18 protein-coding genes and 2 riboswitches are annotated in these 23187 nt (G+C 66.3%); of the genes, 11 read left to right on the top strand and 7 right to left on the bottom strand.

Features of this window, described 5'->3' with window-relative positions:
* Window positions 1-4 precede the first annotated feature (4 nt).
* From secA2 to gcvP, 11 genes are all read left to right on the top strand, one after another.
* Window positions 5-2329 carry an accessory Sec system translocase SecA2 gene (secA2, locus tag MKK62_RS22470; RefSeq protein ID WP_240263634.1) on the top strand — a complete coding sequence of 775 codons (2325 nt, stop codon included), beginning with the start codon at window positions 5-7 and terminating at the stop codon, window positions 2327-2329.
* Window positions 2330-2396: 67 nt separating this feature from the next.
* On the top strand, window positions 2397-2993 hold the full coding sequence (locus MKK62_RS22465) for a CDP-alcohol phosphatidyltransferase family protein (protein ID WP_240263635.1): 597 nt from the start codon (window positions 2397-2399) through the stop codon (window positions 2991-2993).
* Entirely contained in the window at window positions 2986-3900 is a 915-nt protein-coding gene (locus MKK62_RS22460) for a DUF881 domain-containing protein (RefSeq protein ID WP_240263636.1), read from the top strand. The genes MKK62_RS22465 and MKK62_RS22460 overlap by 8 nt, the downstream gene beginning before the upstream one ends.
* A gap of 34 nt (window positions 3901-3934) precedes the next feature.
* Window positions 3935-4267: a small basic family protein gene (locus tag MKK62_RS22455; RefSeq protein ID WP_240263637.1), complete on the top strand. Its 333-nt coding sequence runs from the start codon at window positions 3935-3937 to the stop codon at window positions 4265-4267.
* Between the two features lie 16 nt (window positions 4268-4283).
* Window positions 4284-5153, top strand: coding sequence for a DUF881 domain-containing protein (locus MKK62_RS22450; protein WP_240263638.1), 870 nt, complete (start codon window positions 4284-4286; stop codon window positions 5151-5153).
* Between the two features lie 23 nt (window positions 5154-5176).
* A complete protein-coding gene (gene gcvH, locus MKK62_RS22445) occupies window positions 5177-5572 on the top strand; it encodes a glycine cleavage system protein GcvH (protein ID WP_240263639.1) in 396 nt (131 codons plus the stop codon).
* A 263-nt stretch (window positions 5573-5835) separates the two neighbouring features.
* Entirely contained in the window at window positions 5836-6306 is a 471-nt protein-coding gene (gene garA / locus MKK62_RS22440; RefSeq protein WP_240263640.1) for a glycogen accumulation regulator GarA, read from the top strand.
* Window positions 6306-7043 carry a transcriptional regulator FtsR gene (gene ftsR, locus MKK62_RS22435; RefSeq protein ID WP_240263641.1) on the top strand — a complete coding sequence of 246 codons (738 nt, stop codon included), beginning with the start codon at window positions 6306-6308 and terminating at the stop codon, window positions 7041-7043. Before garA ends, ftsR begins: the two co-directional genes overlap by 1 nt.
* Window positions 7044-7151: 108 nt before the next feature.
* Window positions 7152-7646: a bifunctional nuclease family protein gene (locus MKK62_RS22430; protein ID WP_240263642.1), complete on the top strand. Its 495-nt coding sequence runs from the start codon at window positions 7152-7154 to the stop codon at window positions 7644-7646.
* 300 nt (window positions 7647-7946) lie between these two features.
* A complete protein-coding gene (locus MKK62_RS22425; RefSeq protein WP_240263643.1) occupies window positions 7947-8591 on the top strand; it encodes a MerR family transcriptional regulator in 645 nt (214 codons plus the stop codon).
* Between the two features lie 68 nt (window positions 8592-8659).
* Window positions 8660-8757: riboswitch (glycine riboswitch) on the top strand.
* Window positions 8758-8863: riboswitch (glycine riboswitch) on the top strand.
* Window positions 8864-8889: 26 nt separating this feature from the next.
* Window positions 8890-11721 carry an aminomethyl-transferring glycine dehydrogenase gene (gene gcvP, locus MKK62_RS22420; RefSeq protein ID WP_240263644.1) on the top strand — a complete coding sequence of 944 codons (2832 nt, stop codon included), beginning with the start codon at window positions 8890-8892 and terminating at the stop codon, window positions 11719-11721.
* Between the two features lie 3 nt (window positions 11722-11724).
* Here the strand turns inward: gcvP and MKK62_RS22415 are convergent, their stop codons facing one another.
* From MKK62_RS22415 to MKK62_RS22385, 7 genes are all read right to left on the bottom strand, one after another.
* Entirely contained in the window at window positions 11725-13365 is a 1641-nt protein-coding gene (locus MKK62_RS22415) for a hypothetical protein (RefSeq protein ID WP_240263645.1), read from the bottom strand.
* Between the two features lie 283 nt (window positions 13366-13648).
* Window positions 13649-15769 carry a substrate-binding domain-containing protein gene (locus MKK62_RS22410; protein ID WP_240263646.1) on the bottom strand — a complete coding sequence of 707 codons (2121 nt, stop codon included), beginning with the start codon at window positions 15767-15769 and terminating at the stop codon, window positions 13649-13651.
* 75 nt (window positions 15770-15844) lie between these two features.
* On the bottom strand, window positions 15845-18031 hold the full coding sequence (locus MKK62_RS22405; protein WP_240263647.1) for a malate synthase G: 2187 nt from the start codon (window positions 18029-18031) through the stop codon (window positions 15845-15847).
* 59 nt (window positions 18032-18090) lie between these two features.
* Window positions 18091-18990: a polysaccharide deacetylase family protein gene (locus MKK62_RS22400; protein ID WP_240263648.1), complete on the bottom strand. Its 900-nt coding sequence runs from the start codon at window positions 18988-18990 to the stop codon at window positions 18091-18093.
* The gene (locus MKK62_RS22395) at window positions 18983-20038 is read right to left on the bottom strand and encodes a hemolysin family protein (RefSeq protein ID WP_240263649.1); all 1056 of its coding nucleotides are present in this window, start codon (window positions 20036-20038) and stop codon (window positions 18983-18985) included. The genes MKK62_RS22400 and MKK62_RS22395 overlap by 8 nt, the downstream gene beginning before the upstream one ends.
* Window positions 20038-21402, bottom strand: coding sequence for a hemolysin family protein (locus MKK62_RS22390; RefSeq protein WP_240263650.1), 1365 nt, complete (start codon window positions 21400-21402; stop codon window positions 20038-20040). Before MKK62_RS22390 ends, MKK62_RS22395 begins: the two co-directional genes overlap by 1 nt.
* A 341-nt stretch (window positions 21403-21743) precedes the next feature.
* A complete protein-coding gene (locus MKK62_RS22385; protein ID WP_240263651.1) occupies window positions 21744-23180 on the bottom strand; it encodes a GuaB1 family IMP dehydrogenase-related protein in 1437 nt (478 codons plus the stop codon).
* Window positions 23181-23187: the final 7 nt, after the last annotated feature.

Raw genomic sequence — 23187 nt, 5'->3', positions numbered from 1 at the left:
ACCTGTGCCAAAGACCACCAGCTCAACGTCGAGCCGCCTGAGCGGCCGCTTCTGGCGACTGCTCGGCGCCAGCACCGACAAGAACCTGGGCCGCTCGCTGGCCCAGGTCACCGCATCCGGTGAGTACGGCGAGAAGGCGGCGGGGCTCGACGACGAGCAATTGCGCAAGGCGGCCGGCCTGCTCAAATTGGACGACCTGGCCGACTCGGACGACATTCCGCAGTTCCTGGCGATCGCGCGGGAGGCCGCCGAACGGGCGACCGGGCTGCGACCATTCGACGTGCAGTTGCTCGGGGCGTTGCGCATGCTGGCCGGCGATGTCGTCGAAATGGCGACCGGCGAAGGCAAGACCCTATCGGGCGCGATCGCAGCCGCCGGTTATGCGCTGGGCGGCCGACACGTCCACGTCGTCACCATCAACGACTATCTGGCCCGCCGCGACGCCGAATGGATGGGTCCGCTGCTCGAGGCGCTGGGCGTCACCGTCGGCTGGGTGACTGGTGAGTCGACCGCTGACGAGCGGCGCGCGGCCTACAAGCGCAACGTCACCTACGCCTCGGTGAACGAGATCGGCTTCGACGTGTTGCGCGACCAGTTGGTCACCGACGTCGACGACCTGGTGTCGCCGAACCCCGATGTCGCCCTGATCGACGAAGCCGACTCGGTGCTGGTCGACGAAGCGCTTGTGCCGCTGGTGCTGGCCGGCACCAGCCACCGCGAACAACCGCGGCTGGAGATCATCCGGCTGGTCGGGCAGTTGCAGCCCGGCGAGCACTACGAAACCGACTCCGACAACCGCAACGTGCATCTGACCGAGGCCGGAGCTCACCGGCTCGAAAAGCAGCTCGGCGGAATCGATCTCTATTCCGAAGAGCACGTCGGCACGACGCTCACCGAGGTCAACGTCGCGTTGCACGCGCACGTCCTGCTGCACCGCGACGTGCACTACATCGTGCGCGACGACGCAGTCCATCTGATCAACTCGTCGCGTGGCCGGATCGCCCAATTGCAGCGCTGGCCCGACGGTCTGCAGGCGGCGGTGGAGGCCAAGGAAGGCATCGAGACCACCGAAACCGGGGAAGTGCTCGACACCATCACTGTGCAGGCCCTGATCGACCGCTATCCCACCGTGTGTGGCATGACCGGAACCGCGTTGGCCGCAGGCGAACAGCTTCGTCAGTTCTACAAGCTCGGGGTGTCGCCGATCGAGCCGAATACGCCAAACATCCGTGAAGACGAACCCGACCGGGTCTATATCACCGCCGCGGCGAAAATCGACGCGATCATCGCCCACATCATCGATGTCCACGAAACCGGGCAGCCGGTTCTGGTCGGCACACACGACGTGGCCGAATCCGAAGAGCTGCACGAGCGCCTGCAGCGCCGGGGTGTGCCCGCGGTGGTCCTGAACGCCAAGAACGACGCCGAGGAGGCCTCGGTAATCGCCGAGGCTGGAAAACTGGGGGCCGTTACGGTCTCGACCCAGATGGCCGGCCGCGGCACCGACATCCGGCTCGGCGGATCAGACGAGAGCGACCACGACAAAGTGGTCGAGCTCGGCGGTCTGCACGTCGTCGGCACCGGGCGCCACCACACCGCGCGGCTGGATAACCAGTTGCGCGGCCGCGCAGGCCGCCAGGGTGACCCGGGTTCGACGGTGTTCTTCTCCAGCTGGCAAGACGACGTTGCGGCGGCCAACCTCGAACCCAACAAGCTGCCCATGCAGACTGACGAGGACGGCCGTATCGTCAGCAACAAGGTCGTCGGCCTGCTCGAGCACGCTCAGCGCGTCGCCGAGGGCCGTCTGCTCGACGTGCACGCCAACACCTGGCGATACAACCAGCTGACGGCCCAGCAGCGCGCGATCATCGTCGAACGGCGCAACACCTTGCTGAGCACCGCGGCGGCGCGCGAGGAGCTTGCCGAGCTCGCCCCCGAGCGTTACAAGGAACTGTCCGAACGGCTTTCAGAGGAGCAGCTGGAAAAGATCTGCCGGCTGATCATGCTGTTCCATCTCGACCGCGGGTGGGCCGATCACCTGGCCTACCTGGCCGACATTCGGGAGAGCATCCACTTGCGTGCCCTCGGGCGGCAGAACCCGCTCGACGAGTTCCACCGGATGGCTGTCGACGCCTTCGCGTCGCTGGCCGCCGACGCTATCGAAGCCGCACAGCAAACCTTCGAAACCTCGACGTCCATCGAAGACGAGCCGGGCGTCGATCTGTCGAAGTTGGCCCGTCCGACCTCGACGTGGACTTACATGGTGCACGACAACCCGCTGTCCGACGATTCGCTTTCCGCGCTGAGCCTTCCCGGCATCTTCAGATGATGATCGCCCGCCTCCTCCTCACGCCGTTACACGGCGAGCATCGTCGTCGGGCGTAAGCTCCCCGCACATGAACCGGCCGCCCGCCCACGACCGGCTGCTGACGGTGCCCAACGTGCTCAGCGGGCTCCGGTTGGTCCTGATCCCGGTCTTCCTCTACGCGCTGCTGGTCGCCCACGCCGACGCTGTCGCGCTGGGCATCCTGATCTTCAGCGGCGTATCCGACTGGGCGGACGGCAAGATCGCCCGACTGATGAATCAGTCGTCGAAGTTGGGGGCGTACCTCGATCCACTCGTCGACCGCCTCTACATGGTGACCACGCCGATCGCGTTCGGACTGGCGCACATCCTGCCGTGGTGGATCATCGCGGTCTTGCTGGTGCGCGACGTGCTGCTGGCCGCCGAGCTGCCGCTGCTGCGCACCCGCGGGATCACCGCGCTGCCGGTGATCTACGTCGGCAAGGCCGCGACGTTCGCGTTGATGTCGGCCTTCCCGCTGATCCTGCTCGGCCAGTTCGACGCCCAGTGGAGCCGAGTCGTATTGGCTTGCGGCTGGGCCTTTTTGATCTGGGGAACCTACATGTACCTGTGGTCGTTCATGGTCTACGCCTGGCAGGTGGTCATCGTGCTGCGCCGGTTGCCGGCGGTAAGGGTGCGCAATGCCTGACCCGGCACTGGGCGGTTACGAGCCTTATTCCGGGCTCAACGCGCACGAGGCCGGGCGGGCGCAGCGAATTCCGGTGCCGTCATTGCTGCGTGCGTTGCTTTCCGAGCATTTGGACCCCGGATACGCGGCCGCGGCCGCGAAACGGGATTCCGGCGAGAAGCCGGCGGACCGTGCGCGCGCCCAGAACTGGTTGTGGCAGGCGCTGGCGGCGCTGCTGGTGGCGGCTGTGTTCGCCGCTGCGGTCGCCCAGGCCCGGCTGGTCGCCCCCGGTGTGAGCGCAGCGCAGCGCGTGCTGGCGTCCGGAGTTCGCTCGGAGGAGGCGACGACGGGCCGGCTCACCAAGGAGCGCAATACGCTTGCAGCGCAACGTGATGAGGTGCAAAGCAGGGCACTGGCCGAGGATGCCGCGGGACAGCGGTTGCTCGCCAGCCTGGACCGACTCAGCCTGGCCGCCGCGAGCACCCCGGTCACCGGCCCGGGCTTGAGCGTGACCGTGACCGAGCCCGCCGTCGGGCCGAATCTGTCCGACGTGTCCAAGCAGCGCGTCGCCGGCAGTCGGCAGATCATCCTCGACCGCGACCTTCAGCTGGTGGTCAATTCGCTGTGGGCCAGCGGCGCCGAGGCGATCTCGGTAGACGGTGTCCGGATCGGCCCGAACGTCACCATTCGGCAGGCCGGTGGCGCGATTCTCGTCGACAACAACCCGACCACCAGCCCGTACGCCGTTCTCGCGGTCGGGCCGCCGCATGGCATGCAGGAAATGTTCGACAACAGTCCCGGGTTGCGCCGGCTGCGACTTCTGGAAGCCTCGTACGGAGTCGGTGTCGACGTCAGCATCAAGGACAACCTCACTCTGCCGGCCGGGGCCGTGCGAGATGTCAAGTTCGCCAGACAGATTGGTTCGTAGTGCGGAAATTCCAACGAAGAGGAGCAAAGCGCCGATGATCGGGATCGCAGCGCTGGCCGTCGGTATCGTGCTGGGTTTGGTGTTCCATCCCAATGTGCCGGAGGTCGTCCAGCCGTATCTGCCGATCGCGGTGGTCGCCGCACTCGACGCGGTCTTCGGCGGTCTGCGCGCCTACCTCGAGCGAATCTTCGACCCCAAGGTGTTCGTCGTATCGTTCGTATTCAACGTGTTGGTGGCCGCGCTAGTCGTCTATGTCGGTGACCAATTAGGCGTTGGCACACAGTTATCCACCGCAATCATCGTGGTGCTGGGGATTCGCATCTTCGGTAACGCCGCCGCGCTGCGGCGCCGGTTGTTCGGCGCGTGACGGGTATGGATTCACCATGAGCGACACTGATCCCGCAGCCCGCGACGCCGCCGAGGAGACTGAGGCCGCCGACGACACCGCTGCGCAAAAGGGCGGTCAGGTTTCCGCCCAGCCCGACGAGCATGGGCGACACGAGTTGCCACCCCACCAGCCGAAACCCGCGATCGGCGCACTACAGTCCGGTGGATTTCTGCGCCGCGGCCGAACCACCTTCGGCACACTCGCGGTCATGCTGTGCCTGTTACTCGGCATAGCTATTGCAACCCAGGTCCGCCAGACCACGACCGGCGACTCGCTGGACACGGCACGCCCCGCCGATCTGCTGGTGCTGCTCGACTCGCTGCGCCAGCGCGAAGCCACGCTGAGCACCGAAGTTGCGGAATTGCAGCGGTCATTGAACGCTCTGCAGGCTTCCGGCAGCAGCGATCAGACCGCCATTCAAAACGCCCAGGCCCGCCTAGCGGCGCTGTCGATCCTGATCGGCACCGTCGGGGCCACGGGGCCGGGGGTGACCGTCAAGATCGAGGACCCGGGGCCGGGGGTGGCGCCGCAGGCCCTGCTCGACGTGCTAGATGAATTGCGCGCGGCCGGCGCCGAGGCGATCCAGATCAGCGATCGTCACCAGGCGGTGCGAACCGGGGTCGACACCTGGATAGTCGGAGCGCCCGGCGCGCTCACCGTCGACGGCAAGACTCTGACGCCACCGTATTCGGTTGTCGCCATTGGTGATCCGCCGACGCTTGCGGCGGCGATGAATATCCCCGGTGGGGCGGTCGACAGCGTCAAACGCGTCGGCGGCACCATGTCGGTGCTGCAGGCGGACAAGGTGAGCATCACCGCCTTGCGGCAACCGAAACCGCGCCAATACGCTCAGCCCGTCAAATAGTCACCGACCAGAACAGGAACACCGTGAGCGAAATCCCACCAGATTTGCACTACACCACCGACCACGAGTGGGTTCGGCGAACCGGTGACGACACCGTCCGGGTGGGGATCACAGACTTTGCTCAGTCGGCCCTGGGGGACGTCGTGTTCGTCCGGCTACCCGACGTGGGTGACCAGCTGAACGCCGGTGAGGCGTTCGGCGAGGTGGAATCCACCAAATCCGTGTCGGACCTGTACGCGCCGGTCTCGGCGAAAGTCGTTGCCGTCAACGAGGATCTGGACGGGACGCCGGAGCTGGTGAACTCCGAGCCGTACGGCGGTGGCTGGCTCATCGACCTGCAACTCGAGGCCGCCGAGCTCGACAAGGGCATTGCTGAGCTCTTGGACGCGGAGACGTACCGCGGGTCACTCGCGGAGTGACCCTGTTATCGTTCCCCGCGCGGCGACAATGCGCGCCGTACAGCGGCGCGGTGAGGAGCCGGGCCGTGGGACATTCCGGCGACAGGCCGGCCCGACCGGGGCGGAAGTTATGCGGCTAGCAGATGTAACCGCCGATCCGGCGGGGGACGGCACATTGGGCTCCTGTGCGCGGTACGGTCGTCACATCGACGGTCACTGCGGGTGGGAAGCCGGCCGGCCGGACCCAACCAGACAACGCAGCAGCGGCCAGTGAGGAGCACCGGGTGACGGACAAGGACAACGACCTGACATCTGATGAAGTGACCGTGGAAACGACTTCTGTGTTCCGCGCCGACTTCCTCAATGAGCTCGATGCTCCCGCGCAGACCGGCAGCGAGACCACGGTCTCCGGTGTCGAGGGTCTGCCCGCAGGTTCGGCGTTGCTGGTCGTCAAACGCGGGCCGAACGCCGGCTCCCGTTTCCTGCTCGATCAACCGACCACCTCGGCCGGCCGCCATCCCGACAGCGACATCTTCCTCGACGACGTCACCGTCAGCCGGCGGCATGCCGAATTCCGTTTGGAAAGCGACGAGTTCCATGTCGTAGACGTCGGCAGCCTCAACGGGACCTACGTCAACCGAGAACCGGTCGATTCAGCCGTGCTGGCCAACGGCGACGAGGTTCAGATCGGGAAATTCCGTCTGGTCTTCCTGACTGGGCCCAAGGCCGGTGAAGACGGAGGGGCCGGAGGCTAGTGACCGCGCCCGAGACCCCCGCACTGAGCGGGATGTCGATCGGAGCGGTCCTCGACCTGCTGCGGCCGGACTTCCCGGATGTGACGATCTCCAAGATTCGCTTCTTGGAGGCCGAGGGTCTCGTAACGCCGCAACGCGCGGCATCGGGTTATCGCCGGTTCACCGCGTACGACTGTGCCCGGTTGCGCTTCATTTTGACGGCCCAGCGCGATCAATATCTGCCGTTGAAGGTGATCAAAGCGCAGTTGGACGCGCAGCCGGACGGTGAGCTGCCACTCGCCGGATCGCCTTACGGGATACCGCGATTGGTGCCGGTCGGTGACGGGGCCCCGGCCGAGGCGGACTCCGTCGCAGTCGCCTCCAGCCGCGTCCGGCTCAGCCGCGAAGACCTGCTCGAGCGCTCAGGTGTCGACGACGACCTGCTGACCGCTCTGCTCAAAGCCGGGGTGATCACCACCGGTCCGGGCGGTTTCTTCGACGAGCACGCGGTCGTGATCCTGCAGTGTGCGCGCGCACTCGCCGAGTACGGTGTCGAGCCACGCCACCTGCGGGCGTTCCGCTCGGCCGCCGACCGGCAATCCGACCTGATCGCACAGATTGCCGGACCCCTCGTCAAGGCAGGCAAGGCTGGTTCGCGTGACCGCGCCGACGACCTGGCCCGCGAGGTCGCCGCCCTGGCGATCACTCTCCATACGTCGTTGATCAAGTCCGCCGTGCGCGACGTTCTCCACCGCTGAAGGACTAGACTTCAACCACAGACTTGCGTTCGGCGGCTTGGCGTTTCCACCACTGCGTCGGAGTAAGTTCGAGTGAGACAGCGCAGCACGTGCGGAGGGCAGGCACAGATGGGTGAAGTTCGCGTCGTCGGCATTCGCGTCGAGCAGCCGCAGAACCAGCCGGTGCTGTTGCTGCGCGAGGCTAACGGTGACCGGTACCTGCCCATCTGGATTGGCCAGTCCGAAGCCGCCGCGATCGCCCTCGAACAGCAGGGGGTCGAGCCGCCCCGGCCGCTGACCCACGACCTGATCCGCGATCTCATTACCGCGCTTGGCCATTCGCTCAAGGAAGTCCGAATCGTCGACCTTCAAGAGGGCACCTTCTACGCGGACCTGATCTTCGATCGCAACATCACCGTCTCGGCGCGGCCGTCGGATTCGGTGGCCATCGCCTTGCGGGTCGGCGTGCCGATCTACGTCGAAGAAGCGGTGCTTGCCGAGGCCGGGCTGCTGATCCCCGACGAGAACGATGACGAGCAATCCGGCGCCGCCCGCGAGGACGAAGTCGAGAAATTCAAAGAATTCCTCGACAGCGTTTCGCCCGACGATTTCAAGGCCACCTGAGGCGCTAGCAGGCGCAATCGGCATTCGGCCGCACATATTGCGGCGCGCCGCTAAGAGGCCGATCTCGATCTCAGCCCGGATTATCACGGATGCGTCTCATCTGCGAGTCCGACCTCGACACGCCCGGCGGATAGCGTGGAGAGGCCCCCCTGACCGCCATACTTTGGTTCGACTGACGAGTTCCGGTTTGTTCTCAGAACAACCGCAACGAGTCGAAAAGCGTATGCTCACAAGCACTCGATTGAGCAAACGCGACAACGGCAACCCGTAACGAGCGCGCGATCGGCGAGAGGATGCACCGTGGGTGACCAGCCACGTCAGGATCAACTGGATCTCGAGTCTCTGACCACGCTCGGCGACGGTCCAGATGCCGGCCCCGAACCGGCGATCCGCGTGTCCAGCGAACCCGTGCAAGGCGGCCTGTTCCCGGACGACTCGGTGCCTGACGAACTGGTCGGCTACCGCGGCCCCAGCGCCTGCCAAATCGCCGGCATCACCTACCGTCAACTGGACTACTGGGCGCGCACTTCACTGGTCGTCCCGTCCATCCGGAGCGCTGCCGGGTCCGGAAGCCAGCGCCTTTACTCGTTCAAAGACATCCTTGTGCTGAAGATCGTCAAGCGATTGCTCGACACCGGCATCTCGCTGCACAACATCCGCGTCGCCGTCGACCACCTGCGTCAGCGCGGAGTGCAGGATCTGGCCAATATCACCCTGTTCTCCGACGGCACCACGGTCTACGAATGCACCTCGGCCGAGGAGGTCGTTGATCTGCTGCAGGGCGGTCAGGGCGTATTTGGGATCGCCGTATCCGGCGCGATGCGCGAATTGACCGGCGCTATTGCCGATTTCCCGGGGGAGCGTGCCGACGGAGGCGAATCCATCGCCGCACCGGAAGACGAACTCGCTTCTCGGCGTAAGCACCGCGACCGCAAGATCGGCTGATTGCCCCCATCCTATCGGCGCTGCCGGTCATGACGGCGGCGTCGGAGTAGGTAGACTCGACGACGCATCGTTCTTGCGCGGGAGAGTTTCGTGGCGGCCAGCCACGGACGCCGAAGGAGCAATACCTCTCCGTCAACCTCTCAGGCACCCGGACCGCGCCAGACCCCGATGCCTCTGGAAAGCGGTGGCGAGCAGTCACCCGCCCATGGGGAAAGACATCTGATGTCGAATCTCTCAGGCGCCCGGTTCGGGTAGACGACAGAGGGGGAGGACCTGCCTCTTTCGTCAGGAGTCCGCCATGTCCGACTACACCAACCCGCTCTTCGCCGACCGGCACATCGGCCCGGACAGCACCGCCGTCGCGGCGATGCTCGAGGTCATCGGGGTCGACTCACTCGACGAGCTCGCGCGTCGCGCCTTACCTCCCGGAATCCTTGATGCCCTGACCGAATCCGGCGCCGCGCCCGGCCTGGATGAGTTGCCGCCGGCTGCCAGTGAGGCGGAGGCCCTGGCTGAGCTGCGGGAGTTGGCCGACCAGAACACCGTCGCGGTGTCGATGATCGGGCAGGGCTACTACGACACCTACACACCGCCGGTGCTGCTGCGAAACATCCTGGAGAACCCGGCCTGGTACACGGCGTACACGCCGTACCAGCCGGAGATCAGTCAGGGGCGGCTCGAGGCGCTGCTGAACTTCCAGACCATGGTCGCCGACCTGACGGGCCTCGAGGTGGCCAATGCGTCGATGCTCGACGAGGGCACCGCCGCCGCCGAGGCGATGACCCTGATGCATCGGGCCGTCAAAGGGAAGGCGAACAAGCTGGCCGTCGATGTCGACGTGTTCGCCCAGACCGCCGCGATCCTCGCCACCCGCGCGGAGCCGCTGGGCATCGAAATCGTCACCGCGGATCTGCGGGACGGTCTGCCCGACGGTGATTTCTTCGGCGTGATCGCGCAGCTGCCCGGCGCGAGCGGCCGGATCACCGACTGGTCGGCCCTGGTCTCCGAAGCTCACGACCGCGGAGCCCTCGTCGCTGTCGGCGCTGATCTGTTGGCATTGACGCTGATCACGCCGCCGGGGGAGATCGGCGCCGACGTCGCTTTCGGCAACACCCAACGTTTCGGTGTGCCAATGGGATTCGGGGGCCCGCACGCCGGATACCTGGTGGTGCACGAAAAGCACGCGCGCCAGCTACCCGGCCGGCTCGTCGGTGTCTCCGTCGACGCCGACGGCTCGCCTGCGTACCGGCTGGCGCTGCAGACGCGCGAGCAACACATCCGCCGCGACAAGGCGACCAGCAACATCTGCACCGCCCAGGTGCTGTTGTCGGTGATGGCCGCCATGTACGCGAGCTACCACGGCGCCGACGGGCTGCGCGGCATCGCCCGACGCGTGCACGGCCATGCCGAGGCGATCGCCGCTGGCCTGGGCGATGATTTGGTGCACGACAAATACTTTGACACGGTCGTGGGTCACGTGCCGGGCCGCGCCGACGAGGTGGTCGCGGCGGCCAAGGCCCACGGCATCAACCTGTGGCGGGTCGACGCCGACCACGTGTCGGTGACGTGTGACGAAGTGACCACCGAGGCGCATGTCGCGGCCGTGCTGGATGCTTTCGGCGTTCAGGCCGCCGAGTCTGTCTGCGCGGGGATCGCGAACCGGACATCGGAGTTCCTGACCCACCCGGCGTTCGTCGACTACCGGACCGAGACATCGATGATGCGGTATCTGCGCGCGCTGGCGGACAAGGATCTTGCCTTGGACCGCACGATGATTCCGCTCGGCTCGTGCACGATGAAACTGAACGCCGCCGCCGAGATGGAGTCGATCACCTGGCCGGAATTCGCGCGTCAGCACCCGTTCGCGCCCGCGTCCGACAGCCGGGGCCTGCGCCGGCTCATTGCCGACCTGGAGAACTGGTTGGTGCAGTTGACCGGATATGACGCAATCTCGTTGCAGCCCAACGCCGGATCGCAGGGCGAGTACGCCGGGCTGCTCGCGATCCACGCCTACCACGCCAGCCGCGGCGAAGCCGCCCGAAACATCTGTCTGATCCCGTCCAGCGCCCATGGGACCAACGCGGCATCCGCTGCGCTGGCCGGCATGAAAGTTGTTGTGGTGGCCTGTCGTTCGAACGGCGACGTGGACCTCGATGACCTGCGCGCCAAGGTCAGCGAGCACGCCGAGCGGCTGTCCACGTTGATGATCACTTACCCGTCGACGCACGGGGTGTATGAACAAGACATTGCCGACATCTGCGCGGCCGTGCACGACGCGGGCGGCCAGGTCTACATCGACGGCGCCAACCTCAACGCGTTGGTCGGGCTGGCGCGGCCGGGCAAGTTCGGCGGCGATGTCAGCCACCTGAATCTGCACAAGACGTTCTGCATTCCGCACGGCGGTGGCGGGCCCGGCGTCGGGCCGGTCGCCGCGCGTGCGCACTTGGCGCCGTTCCTACCGGGGCACCCCTACGCCCCCGAACTACCTGCGGGCGCGCCGGTGTCGTCGGCGCCCTACGGCTCGGCATCGATCCTGCCGATCAGCTGGGCGTACATCCGCATGATGGGTGCGCCGGGTCTGCGCGCGGCGTCGCTGACGGCGATCGCGTCGGCCAACTACATCGCCCGCCGCCTCGACGAGTACTACCCGGTGCTGTACACCGGAGAGAACGGCATGGTGGCCCACGAGTGCATCCTGGACCTGCGGCCGATCACCAAGTCAACCGGAGTGACCGTCGACGATGTCGCAAAGCGACTGGCGGACTACGGTTTTCACGCCCCGACCATGAGCTTCCCGGTCGCCGGCACGCTGATGGTCGAACCTACCGAGAGCGAGAGCCTCGCCGAGGTCGATGCGTTCTGCGACGCGATGATCGCCATCCGCGGTGAGATCGACCGCGTCGGCTCAGGGGAGTGGGCGGTCGACGACAACCCGCTGCGCGGTGCGCCGCACACCGCCGAGTGCCTGGTGGTGGACAAGTGGGAGCACCCGTACACCCGCGAGGTCGCGGCGTACCCGCTCGGCAAGGGCTTCCGGCCCAAGGTGTGGCCGCCGGTACGCCGCATCGACGGAGCCTACGGCGACCGCAACCTGGTCTGCTCGTGCCCGCCGGTGGAGTCTTACGCTTAGCGCTTACATCCCCAGCGAGGTCAGGATCTGTTGCGGGATCACGTCGCTCAGCAAGGTAGCCAGTCCGCCGAACCCGTCGATGTTGATCGTGGCGATGTCGCCCAGGCCGAGGTCGCCCAGCAGGCCACCGACGGTCAAATCGGTGAGGTCGCCGAGGTTGCTCAGGTTCAGCGGGAGGTCGGACAGGCCGAGGTCACCGAGCAGATCGCTAAGACTGACCGTGTTGAGCAGGTCGCCGATTCCCGTGTCACCGATACCCAGGTCGGTCAGCAGACCGGACAGGGTCAGGTCGGCTGTGCCGGAAGCGAACCCGAGGTCGGTCAGAATGCCGCCGACGGTCAGGTTGTCGGGGATGTCGATACCAAGGTCGCCCAGCAGGCCGCTAACGGTCGTGTCAATCCCCTGGCCGCCCAGCAGATCACCGATGGTGATGCCGTTCAGCGCGGTCTCGAGGTTGCTGACGTCTAACAGACTGTTGAGGTTGAGGCCGGCAGCGGTCAAGGCCGAACTGAGCAACGGGCCAAGGGCCGGGATGCTGAGCAGCGGGTTCAGCAGGGTGCCCAACACGCCGTTGAGGCTGGAGAGCGCGCCGGTGAGAAGCCCGCTCGGCAGCGTCGCAAGCAGGCTGCCCAAGCCTTCGTTGACCAGGCTGCCAAAACCCAGATCGGTCAGCAGGCCGCTCAGGCTCAGATTGATCGGGGAGTCGAGGCCGAATGCGTCCAGCACGGTGCTCAAGCCCAGTTCGTTGAGCGGAGTCGCGCCGTTGAGTCCAAGATCGCTCAGGATCTGAGTCAGGCTGAAGCTGCCCAATCCCAAGCCGCTAAGGCCGAGGTCGCCGAGCAGCGAACTGAGTGTCGCGTCGGTAAGCAGGCTGCCCAAGCCGTCGTTGCCGATGCCAAGCGCATCGAACAAGCCGCCGAGGTCGAGGTTGCCCAGACCGAGCTGGTTCAACAGGTCGGTGAGATTGATGCCGAGGCTGCTGAGGCTGAGATCTCCCACGCCCAGGGCGTCCAGCAGGTTGGCCAAGTTGAGGCTGATGCTGACTTCCTGCAGCGGCGCCAGGATGCCGTTGAAGCCGGCGATGTTGATCGTGCCGTCGAGCAGGCTGATGTTGTCTTCGCCGTTGAGGAATCCGTTCAAGATGGTGGCCGGCGCCTCCAGGAGCGTGTTGAACGCGCCCGCGGGGTTGCTGGACAGTTGGCCGATGACCTCGTTGACGGATTCGAGAGTGGTGGCCCAGGCGCCGAGCTGCGCGATGCCGAGTTCCAGGCCGGGCGGCAAGTCGATGTTGACTGTCGCGGGCAGCGAGCCGAGCTCCGTTGTCACCGTGGGGGTGAGATCGGTCAGCGCCTGGATGACGCCCAGCGGATTGCTCAGCAGCGCTTGGAATACGCCGGCGATCGCGGTCGGGTCAGAATTGGCGGCGATGTTGGACAGGTTGGCTGTGGTGTCGGAGACGAGATCGGTCCAGGCATCGACCAGTTTGACCGAATGCGCCTGAATCTCGGGAAGCGGCGGCGCGACGGGAGTTACGACGATGATGCTGGCGCCGACGAGGGCAACTCCGGCGGTGGCATAAGGACGCAGGGCGAGTTGCATGGCGGGCATCTCCTCGATCGAGCATTGCGCTGTGATGGCAATCACATAGCCGGGACAGCGTGAAACTTTACCTGAGGTGCGTCTGAGTAATTGGACAATCTTCTAATGTCTATCGATTGGCCGATGTATTCGACGGACGCCCCATCGATGGGACGGCAAACAGGCTGGGGCGCTTGCGCTCTTGGCCGGTATAGCCAACCCAGTTCGTGGGCGATGACTGAGCATTATTCGAAGAAAGGGCACTGACTTTGAGCCATCTTCGAATTCAGTCTGTGTTCACGCTGAGCGGCGTGAGGGGCTGCCCGCTCTGCGGCGCCGGCGAGCCAGATCAGCTCAGGAAGCTCGATACCGCGCTGGCCAGGTCGGGTGAGGCGGACGTCGCAAGGTTCTGATAGGTCCCGCCGGAGAGTTTCGCGACGGCCTCCCAGGTCTCCCGGTCGGAGTCGGAACCAAAGTCGATGACGTTGACGGCCACCGGTTTGGCCGGGTTTGCGCTCTGCTTGATGAAGTCCTGCAAACCCTGCCCACCCAAACTCTGATCGGTGTGCGGGCCAGCGGTGATCACCAGGATCGAATTCGTCTGTCCGGCATGGAAGTTCGCTTGGGCATTCTGGTAGATCAGCCGCAGCGTGGTGAAAGACACCGCGCCGCCGGACGACGCGTGCTGTCGATCCAGCGCTGCTGTCAGCTCCTCGGTACGCGGCTTACCGTCGACCTGATCGCTGAGCGGTCCCGCCGGCACTTCTGACCGGCCTTCCTTGCCGTCGAACGTCCACAAGCCGATCACGGCGTTGGGAGCCAGCGCCTTGATCCGGTCTTCGAGTGCGCTCACGACGTTGCCCAGCCGGGTCTTGCCGCCTTCGTCGGTCGTCATGGACTGCTCGAGCATGATGATCGCCGCCGGAGCGCTCGCCGGCGCCGAGACGGCGTTGGCCAACGCGGCGCGCGTAGCGTCGTCACCGATCGACAGCGTCGAGGGCAGCGCCGGGAAATTGGTGACGTCACTTTTCGGGGTCTTGGTCCCCTCGGCGCGGAACCCTGCCTTGGCCAGTTCGGCCAACTGGTCTGGCTTGTGCATGAAACGGGCGAATTCGCTGGCCGCGGTGACCTGCTCCTGCGACAGCCACGATCCACTCAGCAGCACGGTGGGGTAGTCGGCAACCGCGGCGGCCCCGGGCGGCTGCCATGCCTTCAGCACGCCGCCGGCATCGGACTGCGACTGCCCGCAGGCGAAGACCTGCTGTTCGGTGGTGACCACCGCGTGGACCGGCGCCGTGGCGGCGTCACCGGGCTTCAGGAGCGCGTTCAGCGCCTCGCCGAGCGAGTTGTCGGCGAGTTTGGGCTGCCCGCTGATCAACCTGCGCACGGCGCCGCTGCCATCGGTTGGTGGAGCACCGGGTGGGACCGATCCGGCTGCCACCGCCTCGCCGGCGAGGAACGCCGCGTCGCTGTTGCCGCCGATCGGCAACGCCAACCGCAGCGACCCCCAGGACGGAAGCTTCAGTCCGGCCATCGAATCCGGTTTGGTCTGCAGGTCGGGAAGAGCGGCCCAATTCTGGTCGCCCAAGGCTTTCTGGAGCTCCGGCCGCACCGCGAGGACGACGGGTGACGTCACCAGCGAGCGACTGTCGCTGACGGTCTCTTTGCCCGCCGCGGCGGTCAGTCGCGCCGCGGACACCGAGCTGCCCGGAATCCACAGCGCCGGGCGTTGACCGAGTTCACCAGGCCATTTGCCGATGAAGCCGTCGACAACGGCGTCCGAGCCGGCCGATGTCACACCGATGGCGACGCAGTGGTCGCCGACAGGTGCGGATTGGCCGTTGAACCGGTCCGCCAGATGTTGGACCTGATCGGAGATCGACGGGTCGGCGACCACGGCGACCGGAATCTTGTCACCGACGCATCGCGCGCTGTGCGAGCGGTTCGACAGCGCGTCACCAAAGAAGCGCCACAGGATGACGACGCCCACCACGACGACGACGGAGATCAAAGCGGCGATCACGCCGATGCTGACGCCGCGCCGACCGCCTTCAGTGCGGTGGCCGCCACTGAAGCCGGGTAGGCCGCGGTGCCCGCCGGTCGGGGGTCCCGACGGCGGCGGCGCAGGTTCTGCGTCGCGGCGCGGAAAGTCCGGGAACTCCTCCGACAGGTCGGGGTCGACAGGCGGCACGTCGCGCTCGATCGAGACGGGTCGCGTCAATTCGTCGCGGTGCTCGTCGGCCGGCTCGTCGAAGCCGAAAAAATGATCGTCGTCGCCGAAGTCCTCAGGCGGACTCGTCGGGTAACGCGGTGCCGAGAACGAACCCGGGTAGGGCGGCTCGTCGTCCGGAAAGGCCGGCGCTTCGCGATGTTCGTCTACATCTCCGAAAGGCTCCGGCGCGGGATGCTCGTCTGACGGCTCTTCGATCGGTTCGTCGTCATCGTCGTCGGGAGCCCTGTGCCTACCCATGCCGGTCCTCTCCTGAGCGCCGGAGGTGTCTGCAGCCGCTAACCATCGGAGCGGTGAAAGTTCCCCAAACAGACGTCACTGATGAGCGCGTGCCTTGAACTCGCGCCGCCGCCGATGCAGGATCGGCTCGGTGTAGCCGCTGGGCTGCTGACCGCCCTGCAGAATCAGCTCCTGGGCGGCCAGGAAGGCGATGCTGTCGTCGAAGTTGGGCGCCATCGGCAAGTAACCGGAATCACCGGCATTCTGCTCGTCCACCAGCGGAGCCATCCGCTCCAGGCTAGCGCGCACATCCTCTTCGGTGATGACGCCATGCCGTAGCCAGTTAGCCAGCAGCTGGCTGGAAATCCGAAGCGTGGCACGGTCTTCCATCAACGCGACATCGTGGATGTCCGGAACCTTCGAGCAGCCCACGCCCGCGTCGATCCAGCGCACCACGTACCCGAGGATCGACTGACAGTTGTTGTCGACTTCCTCGCGGATCTCCTCGGGCGCCCAGGCCAGCTCCTTCGCCAGCGGCACGGTCAGCAACTCGTCGATCGTGGCCCGCTTCTTGCCCTCGAGCTCTTCCTGCACCGCGGCGACGTCCACGTAGTGGTAGTGCATCGCGTGCAAGGTGGCCGCCGTCGGTGACGGCACCCACGCGGTGGTGGCACCGGCCTTGGGCTGGCCGATCTTTTGCTCCATCATGTCGGCCATCAGCTCGGTCATGGCCCACATGCCCTTGCCGATTTGCGCCCTGCCCTTGAATCCGGCGGCGAGCCCGGTGTCGACGTTGTTGTCTTCGTAGGCCTTGATCCAGGTGGTGGTCTTCATCGCGCCCTTGCGGATCATCGGGCCCGCTTCCATAGACGTGTGGATCTCGTCGCCGGTGCGGTCGAGGAAGCCGGTGTTGATGAACACCACCCGGTCGGCGGCGGCCTTGATGCACGCCTTGAGGTTGACGGTGGTGCGGCGTTCTTCGTCCATGATGCCGACCTTGAGCGTGCCCTGCGGCAGACCGAGGACGTCCTCGACGCGGCTGAAGAGCTCGCAGGTGTAGGCGACCTCGTCGGGGCCGTGCATCTTGGGCTTGACGATGTAGACCGAGCCGGTGCGGCTGTTGGTCAGCGGTCCATTGGCGTCACCGGTCTTGAGGCCGTGGATTGCGGCCAGTCCGGTGAATAGCGCGTCCTGGATGCCCTCGAACACCTCGTTGCCCTCGGCGTCGACTATCGCATCGTTGGTCATCAGGTGGCCGACGTTGCGGACGAACAGCAGGCTGCGTCCGGGCAACGTGAGCTCGCCGCCGTCGGGGGTCTTGTATGTGCGGTCCTGGTTGAGCACGCGACTGAAGGTCTTGCCGTCCTTGGTGACCTCTTCGGATAGGTCACCCCGGTTCAGGCCGAGCCAGTTGCGGTAACCCAGCACCTTGTCGTCGGCGTCGACGGCGGCGACCGAGTCCTCGAAGTCCATGATCGTGGTGATCGCCGACTCCAGCACGACGTCTTTGATGCCGGCGTTGTCGGTCTTGCCGACCGGCGACTGCGGGTCGACCAAGATCTCGATGTGTAGGCCGTGATTGACCAGCAGCACCGACCAGCTGGGGGAGCCGAGTTCACCGGTGTAGCCGAGGAACTTCTCCGGGTCGGCCAGCTCGACGGATCCGTCGGCCGTGGCGATCTTCAGGTGGCCGTCGTCGACGCTCAACCCGGTTGCGTCCGACCAGGAACCCGACGCCAGGGGCACGGCCTTGTCGAGGAATTCGCGGGCGTAGGCGATCACCTTGTCGCCGCGGACCCGGTTGTAGCTAGTGCCCTTCTCGGCGCCGTCGCTTTCCGGGATCACGTCGGTGCCGTAGAGCGCGTCGTACAGCGAGCCCCATCGGGCGTTGGCCGCATTGAGCGCGAAGCGCGCATTGAGGACGGGCACCACCAGCTGGGGACCGGCGGTCGTGGTGATCTCGTCGTCGACACCGGCGGTGGTGATGGTGAAGTCGGCGGGTTCTGGCTGCAGGTAACCGATCTCGGTGAGGAACTCGCGATAGCCCTCGGGGTCGAGCGGCTCGATGACGTGCTGGCGGTGGTACTTGTCGATCTGCGCCTGCAGTTGATCGCGGCGTTGCAGCAGGTCCTGGTTCTGCGGCTGCAGGTCGGTGACGACCTTGTCCACGCCGGCCCAGAAGCTGTCGGGGTCTATGTCGGTGCCCGGCAGAGCCTCGTTGTTGACGAAGTCGTACAGCACTTGGGCGACGCGCAGGTTCCCCACCGACACGCGATCAGTCATCTTTTCCCTCCGGACTTACCTGTCGAAATCACTTCTCAGCCTACCGGCCGGTCGCGTGCCTACTCGCCACCGGCAACCTGCAGCAGCAGGTCACACCGCTCCAGCAGCGCAACCCGCAACGGTTGGGCGCGGGTCGCAATGTCCTTTTGGCAACGCACGTACTCGGCTCGACCGGCCGCGTCCTCGACCGCAATCGGCGTATACCCGTAGCCGCTCAGATCATAGGGACTGGCCCGCATGTCGATTTCACGTGCCGCCGCGGCCAGCTCCAGGCAGGCCAGCAGCGTCTCGGAATCGATCAGCGGGCTCAGCTTGTAGGACCACTTGTACAGGTCCATATTGGCGTGCAGGCAGCCGGGCTGTTCCCAGTCGTGCTGGGTGTCCCGCCTGGGTTTGCCGGCGTTGCGTGGCGCGGCATCGGCAGTGAAAAACCGGAACGCGTCAAAGTGGCTGCACCGCAACGGCCCTGCGATCTCGGCCTCGACGACGGTGTCGGTGGCCGCGGCGCCGAGTCGCAGCGGAACCCGATCGTGGCGGACCTCACCGCTGCGGTAGACCATCGCCCACTCGTGCAGCCCGAAGCAGTTCAGTTGGGCCGGTCGCTGCGCGGTCGCGCGCAGCAGTCGGGCGACGAAGGCGATTGTCTCGACCCGGCTGCACAAGTGGGCGCGGCTGACGGTGACACCGGACCCGGCGACGGCGTACCCGCGGCGGTCCCGATAGCGGCGGATCGCCTCATCGCCGGTCAGCGTCACCCCGTACCCGGGATGCCAGCAGCGCAGCTGGCCAGGGCGCAGGCTGTAGTAGCTGAACAGGAAGTCCCACACCGGGTGCGGCTCGCCGACTCGGGCGCGCTCGGCGTGCGGGGCGACGAAACCCTCGACGCGCACGGCATGATCGCGAGCGCGGGCTAGCCACTGTTCGGGCTCCAGCACACTCTGATTGCCGATCTCACGCACGCGACGTCCCGTCGCGGACAACGCCGACCAGGTCGCGCACCAGGTCTTCGAGCGCGACCATCGCGACCACGGTGCCGCCGTCCTGCGCCGTCACCAGCGCCAGGTGGCTGTTGGTGCGACGCATCCGCGACAAGGCCTCAGGAACGCTGAGTGACCCGGAGATGCGGGGCAGGGGCCGCACTCTGGCCAGGTCGATCACCGCCTGCGGGTCGCCCGCCAGCGACAGCATGTCCTTGATGTGCAGGTATCCGACGAAGCTGCCGTCGACGCCGACCACCGGGAAGCGCGAGTAGCCCGTCGTCGCCAGGGCTTGTTCAATCACGGCAACCGTCGGGCCGGAACCCTCCGCCGCGACCGGGACGGCCTGGATACCCGCGACCGGCACCGCGACGTCAGCGACCGTGCGATTACGAATCTGCAATGCCCGGGTGAGGCGGGTGTGTTCCTCGCGGTCCAGCAGTCCTTCGGACACCGACTCGGCGATCATCTCGCTGAGCTCGACGGTGGAGACCGTCACGTCGAGCTCGTCACGGGGGCGCACGCGAAGCGCCCGCAAGATGAAGCTGTTGCAACGACTGTAGAAATTCACCAGTGGTCGTACCGCGCGGGCGTACACAAGATAGACCGGGATAAGCAGCATCGCGGCCCGTTCCGGCCCGGCCAACGCGATGTTCTTCGGCACGATTTCGCCGAGGAGCAAATGCAGCGTGACCACGATGCCCAGAGCCACCACGAACGATGCGGTGTCCAGCAGCGCGGGCGACGCTCCAACCAGGTCGAACGGGCGCCGAAGCAGGTCGGCGACGGCCGGTTCGCCGATGCGGCCGAGCAGGATCGACGAGACCGTGACACCCAGCTGTGCGCCCGCGAACATCAGTGGTAGCTGTTCACCGGCGCGGATGACGGTCACCGCGCCCGACCGCCCCTGTTCGGCAAGCCCCTCCAGGCGATCCCGTCGCGCGGAGATCAGCGAGAACTCGGCCGCGACGAAGAAGGCGTTCGCGCCGATCAGCAGGAACGTGGCAAGTAACTCGAACAGGTCGCCCATCAGCGACCTCGCAGTGCGCCGGAGTCGGCCCGGTCCGGCAGTTGGGTCAGCTCGAGCAGATCGATGCGACGGCCGTCCATCCGTAAGACTCTGGCCCGCCACGCGGAGGTGTGCGGTACGCCGTCGTGCTCGTACCCACTCAGCTGTACCTCGTCGCCGATGACGGGGATGCGGCCGAGCTGCTCGAGTACCAGTCCACCGATCGTCTCGTACTCTCCCTCGGGGGCGTGATAGCCGGTCGCCGCGGCCACCTCGTCGATACGAAGCAGCCCCGAGACCCGCCAGCCGCCCTCGACGGCTACGACGTCCTGGACGGCGTCGTCGTGCTCGTCACGTACGTCGCCGACGATCTCCTCGATGAGGTCTTCGACGGTCACCATGCCTGCGGTCCCGCCGTACTCGTCGACCACCATCGCGGTTTGCAGGTCGTTGGCCCGGATCTGTCCCATCAATGCGTCGCCGTCGAGGGTCGACGGCACCTTGGCGACAGGCCGCGCGACCGCGGTGACCACGGTGATGTCGCGCTGTGCGGGTGGCACCGCAAAAACCTGCTTGACGTGCACGATTCCGACCGTCTCGTCGAGGTCGCCGTCGACGACGGGAAACCGAGAAAAGCCGCTTTCGACGGCGGCTTCAATGAGATCGGCGACGGTGTTGTCGACCTGCAGCGCAACGATTTTCGACCGTGGCGTCATCAGCTCCTCGGCGGTCAGTTCACCGAATTGCAACGACCGGTCGAGCAGCGCCGCCGTGGCCGGGTCCAATGAGCCGCTGCGTGCCGACGTGCGGACCAGCGAGACCAGCTCTTGCGCCGAGCGTGCCGAACGCAGCTCCTCTGCCGGCTCGACACCAAGCTTGCGCAGAATCCAGTTGGCCACCCCGTTGACCAGCCGAATCGGCCATGTCATCAGCCAGGAGAACAACAGTTGCATCCCGGCCACCGCTCGCGCCGTCGCCGGAGGACGCGCCACCGCAATGTTTTTCGGGATCAGCTCGCCGAAGATCATCGACAACGATGTGACGATCACCAGCGTCACGAATGTGATCACCGCATCGGCGATCCGGCTGGGCACGCCCAGCGCATCCAGTGCCGGATGCGGCAGCTCCTTGACCAGCGGCTCAGTCAGGTAGCCGGTGATCAGCGTGGTGATCGAGATGCCTAGCTGCGCGCCGGACAGTTGAAACGACAAGCTGTGATGGGCGCGCTGGACATAACGATCGCGCCGTCCGCCGAGGCGGGCGTTGGCCTCGACGGTGCTGCGCTCGAGCGTGGTGAGGGAGAATTCCGCGGCGACGAACAATGCGGTGCCGGCCGTGAGCGCCACGATCGCCAGCAAACTCACCAACGTGACGAGCAGATTCATCGCGGCCACCCTCGAACGGTCGTGACCCGCTTCGCCCGGGCTTTGCCCGCGCTCGCGATCACTCCTGGCCCGACGGTCGTGATCCGCTTCGCCCGGGCTTTGCCCGCGCTCGCGATCACTCCTGGCCCGACGGTCGTGATCCGCTTCGCCCGGGCTTTGCCCGCGCTCGCGATCACTCCGCGAGAAGGAGGCTCCTCGGGGTCGGCGTCACACACGCCGGTTGGCGCGGGTGCCTGCGGCACGGGGGCCCTTTCTTCGATGTATCCACTCACAAGTGAACTCTGATGGTAGCGAAGGCGCGACCCGCGCGAGTTGTGGCCGCGCTGGTGACACGCCCGTGATCACCAGCCGAACGGCAGCGGATGGCCCTCGGCGAAGCCGGCCGCGGACTGGATACCGACGACCACTTGATCGTGCAGCTCCGACAGGGTCGACGCCCCGACGTAGGTGCAGGTGCTGCGCACGCCAGAGGTGATGTGGTCGAGCAGGTCCTCGACGCCTCCTCGGACGGGGTCGAGCGCCATCCGCGATGTCGAGATGCCCTCCTCGAACAGGGCTTTGCGGGCCCGCTCGAAGGCGCTGTCGGCGGCGGTGCGGGCGACCACCGCGCGCTTGGAGGCCATGCCGTAGCTCTCCTTGTACGGTTTGCCGTCCCGGTCGCGCAGCAGGTCGCCGGGCGACTCGTAGGTGCCGGCAAACCACGACCCGATCATCACGTTGGACGCCCCGGCCGCCAGCGCCAGCGCTACGTCGCGCGGGTGGCGCACGCCGCCGTCGGCCCATACGTGCGCGCCGAGTTGTCTTGCCGCCGAGGCGCATTCGAGGACGGCGGAAAACTGGGGCCGACCGACACCGGTCATCATCCGAGTGGTGCACATGGCTCCCGGCCCCACCCCGACTTTGACGATCGAGGCTCCGGCATTGACCAGATCGCGAGTGCCGTCCGCCGACACCACGTTGCCCGCGACCAGGGGTACGCCGAGGTCGAGCGATGCGATCGACTTGATCGCGTCGAGTGCCTTGGCTTGATGTCCGTGGGCGGTGTCGACGACCACCAGGTCGACCCCGGCTTCGGCGACCGCTTGCGCCTTGGCAACCACGTCGCCGTTGATGCCGACCGCTGCACCGACGCGAAGTCGGTCACGCCCGTCGAGAGCCGGCTTGTAGATGCCGGCGCGGATCGCGCCGGTCCGGGTTAACACACCGGCGAGCGTGCCGTCATCCGCGGTCAGCACCGCCACGTCGACGGAGGCGTGTTCGAGCAGATCGAAAACGTCGCGTGGGTTCGTCCCTACCGGGGCCTTGACGAAGTCGGTGATCGCGATGTCGCGCACTCGGGCGAAGCGATCGACCCCTTCGCAGCACGATTCGGTGACCAACCCCAGCGGCCGTCCTTCGAACGTGACCACCGCGGCCCCGTGCGCGCGCTTGGAGATCAGCGCGAGCGCGTCAGACACCGAGTCGTCGGGTTCCAGGGTCACTGGAGTGTCAACCACCAGGTCGCGGCTCTTGACGAAGTCGACCGTTCGCTGCACCGCAGTGATCGGAAGGTCCTGCGGCAGAACGACAATCCCGCCGCGACGGGCCACTGTCTCGGCCATCCGACGGCCCGCGACCGCGGTCATGTTGGCCACCACCACCGGAATGGTGGTGCCGGAGCCGTCGTTGGTGGACAGGTCGACGTCAAAGCGTGACGCGACGTCGGAGTGGTTCGGCACGATGAAGACGTCGTCGTACGTCAGGTCGTACGCGGGCCGGTGCCCGTCGAGGAAATTCATCGCGCCC

The organism is Mycobacterium paraterrae, assembly GCF_022430545.2.
Lineage (GTDB): Bacteria > Actinomycetota > Actinomycetes > Mycobacteriales > Mycobacteriaceae > Mycobacterium > Mycobacterium paraterrae.
Note: the sequence above shows the minus strand (reverse complement) of the source record. Positions and strands in the feature narration are given on the sequence as shown.

Bases quoted from the DNA above. Each gene is read 5' to 3' on its own strand.
- MKK62_RS22395 (WP_240263649.1), bottom strand. From the start codon at position 20,038: ATGGGCGACCTGTTCGAGTTACTTGCCACGTTCCTGCTGATCGGCGCG.
- MKK62_RS22465 (WP_240263635.1), top strand. From the start codon at position 2,397: ATGAACCGGCCGCCCGCCCACGACCGGCTGCTGACGGTGCCCAACGTG.
- MKK62_RS22390 (WP_240263650.1), bottom strand. From the start codon at position 21,402: ATGAATCTGCTCGTCACGTTGGTGAGTTTGCTGGCGATCGTGGCGCTC.
- MKK62_RS22455 (WP_240263637.1), top strand. From the start codon at position 3,935: ATGATCGGGATCGCAGCGCTGGCCGTCGGTATCGTGCTGGGTTTGGTG.
- MKK62_RS22430 (WP_240263642.1), top strand. From the start codon at position 7,152: ATGGGTGAAGTTCGCGTCGTCGGCATTCGCGTCGAGCAGCCGCAGAAC.
- MKK62_RS22385 (WP_240263651.1), bottom strand. From the start codon at position 23,180: ATGAATTTCCTCGACGGGCACCGGCCCGCGTACGACCTGACGTACGAC.
- MKK62_RS22410 (WP_240263646.1), bottom strand. From the start codon at position 15,769: ATGGGTAGGCACAGGGCTCCCGACGACGATGACGACGAACCGATCGAA.
- MKK62_RS22460 (WP_240263636.1), top strand. From the start codon at position 2,986: ATGCCTGACCCGGCACTGGGCGGTTACGAGCCTTATTCCGGGCTCAAC.
- MKK62_RS22405 (WP_240263647.1), bottom strand. From the start codon at position 18,031: ATGACTGATCGCGTGTCGGTGGGGAACCTGCGCGTCGCCCAAGTGCTG.
- MKK62_RS22450 (WP_240263638.1), top strand. From the start codon at position 4,284: ATGAGCGACACTGATCCCGCAGCCCGCGACGCCGCCGAGGAGACTGAG.
- gcvP (WP_240263644.1), top strand. From the start codon at position 8,890: ATGTCCGACTACACCAACCCGCTCTTCGCCGACCGGCACATCGGCCCG.